General features: G+C 61.4%; 2 protein-coding genes. Both read left to right on the plus strand.

Annotation, left to right across the window (positions count from 1 at the left end; genetic code table 11):
- The coding region (locus EOC06_RS37030; RefSeq protein WP_128310097.1) for an FAD-dependent oxidoreductase at positions 1-945 on the plus strand (945 nt) is incomplete at its 5' end.
- A gap of 212 nt (positions 946-1,157) precedes the next feature.
- On the plus strand, positions 1,158-1,551 hold a 394-nt coding region (locus EOC06_RS37035), incomplete at its 3' end, for a DUF6817 domain-containing protein (protein ID WP_368773621.1).

Below are 1,551 nucleotides of genomic sequence, written 5' to 3' on the forward strand. Positions count from 1 at the left end.
GCCGCGACCGGCCGCGAGGCCGAAATCCCGCATATCATCGTCAAGACCGAAGGACCGAAGCAGAAAATCGTGGTCGTCGGGGCCGGCGCCGGCGGGCTGGAGATTGCGCGGGTCGCGGCTGAGCGCGGCCACAAGGTGATGGTGCTTGAAGCATCGAGCCAGGCCGGCGGCCAGGTGCGATTGGCGACGCAGAACCCGCGCCGCAAGGAGCTGATCGGCATCATCGACTGGCGGCTGGCCGAACTCGACCGGCTCGGCGTCGAGATCCGCTACGACACCTGGGCGGAAAAAGACGATGTCCTGGCGCTGTCGCCCGATGTGGTGGTGGTCGCTACCGGCGGCCTGCCGCAGAACCCGCCGCTGACATCAGGCGACAACCTTGTCACCTCGAGTTGGGACATCATGGCCGGCAGCGTCAAGCCGGCCGAAAATGTGCTGCTCTATGACGACAATGGCGGCCATCAGGGCATGGGCGCCGCCGAACTGATCGCCAATGCCGGCTCGAAGCTCGAGCTTGTATCGCCGGAGCGTTTCTTTGCCCCGGAAATGGGCGGCATGAACCATGTGCCCTATATCAGGGCCTTCCAGGAGGGGGGCGTCACCATAACCATCAACACGCGGCTGCGTTCGGTGCGGCGTGAGGGCAACCAGCTGATCGCAGAGCTGGCTTCGGATTTCGCCGATGGCTGGCGCGGCGAGCGCAGGGTCGACCAGGTGGTGGTCGAGCACGGTACGCTACCGCTCGACGATCTATACCTCTTGCTGAAGCCGCTGTCGAAGAATGGCGGCGCGGTCGACTACGAGCGTCTGGTGAGCGGTGGCGACATCTTTCCCAAGCGCAATCCAGAAGGCGGCTTTGTTCTGTTCCGCATCGGCGACGCGGTCGCCTCGCGCAACATTCATGCCGCCATCTATGACGGCATCAGGTTCGGCTTGCGGATCTGAAATTAGCTATCGCCAGGATCGGTAGCGCGCGGCCGAAGCTTCCTGCAAGAGCCCCTAGACTGGACTTTCCCTGTCGTACTTGTAACGATCTAGGGTGATCCAAACGCTTGGGATCAGTTTCATTCTACTGCAAGTCTGCAGGGAAATCGCGAAGCAGTGCGTCTTCTGCCGAGAAAAGTTGACGAAAATCTAACAAAGTCCGGGGGGACAAGTTGACCAAGAAAGATCCGTTCGTTCCGCGCCAGACCAATACGGCGCTCTACATGCAGCTATACGAGGCTGGATATCCGGTTGCCGATATCGCCCGGGTGCAAAAGGCGTATCGTGTGTGTTGCGCGATGTTCAACGGCCGCTACCGCAAGACAGGACGGCCGTTCATCTGCCATGCGGTGGGAGCTGCGTCATCGGCCGCGCATTTCGATAAAAGCGTCGATCTTGTCCTGGCCGCGATGTTTCACGCTGCCTACGACAGCGGCCACTATCCGGACGGAAAGTCCAGCAGGCGCACCGATGCACACCGCAGATGGCTGGAGCAAATAATCGGTCCCCGGGTTGAAGGTCTTGTCGCCCGCCTGGTCGGACTGAAATTCGATACCGGAGACCCCG

The organism is Mesorhizobium sp. M7A.F.Ca.MR.362.00.0.0, assembly GCF_004023175.1.
Lineage (GTDB): Bacteria > Pseudomonadota > Alphaproteobacteria > Rhizobiales > Rhizobiaceae > Mesorhizobium.